The organism is Vibrio sp. 2033 (assembly GCF_033339735.1).
Window position 1 is genome coordinate 1 of sequence record NZ_JAWOVC010000386.1, and the last position, 681, is coordinate 681.

Consider the following 681-nt stretch of genomic DNA (forward strand, 5'->3'; position numbering starts at 1 on the left):
GCACTACACATAAAGGCGTTGAGCGTATCGAGAATATCTTTGGCAAACGTCCAGTTCTTGGTATTCACCGCTTGGGCAATATCGGTGAGCCTTAGGTTGCCGGAGAGTTTGTGCTGGTAGCCCCTTCCTATAGTGGCGTAGGCAAGCTGGTGGGACGTTTTGCAGTCTACGTTTGCAGGAAACTTTTCTCTTGCCTCGTCGCGGATAGCCCTGTTGTATGCCAAGTAGAGGATACGTGAATCGAGGTTGTTGTGGGCGTACTTCACCAGTGTCGTGGTTTTACCCGTTCCAGCGTAGGCCTTAACGACAAGGCGAGGCCCTTTGTACTGAGTGATCAGTGATTGTTCTGGTGTGTCAGGAGGAAGTTGTTTCATGAGGCCCCCTACGACAAACACATCTGGAGAGTGATGCGCTTCTTTTGTGTCGAGAGGAACGTACTGATCCGCTTTTCTTCTCGGGGGAGGGATACTTCACAATCCAGATCTGTCCACCAGTCTGGGGCTTTACCTTGAGCCACCTCCGTAACCCAACTATGGAGACGGTGTAACCAGCGATAGTCGCCAATAGATGAGGTGGCTAGTGTCATAGCCTCCTCAATCTTGGTTTGAAGAGCCGCAGCTCTGTGTCGCCACTCTTCTGAATATTTAGCCTTTCGCGCCATCAGTTTTCCTCTTTCTTTTT

Annotated in this window: 1 protein-coding gene and 1 pseudogene; both read right to left on the reverse strand. The window is 50.5% G+C overall.

Translation table 11 applies throughout. The features are described from left to right. Window positions 1-374: pseudogene (locus R7P74_RS26750) on the reverse strand (DNA helicase); the annotation flags it as partial. 8 nt (window positions 375-382) lie between these two features. Further along, on the reverse strand, window positions 383-661 hold the full coding sequence (locus R7P74_RS26755; protein ID WP_000101263.1) for a hypothetical protein: 279 nt from the start codon (window positions 659-661) through the stop codon (window positions 383-385). Between the last annotated feature and the right edge of the window lie 20 nt (window positions 662-681).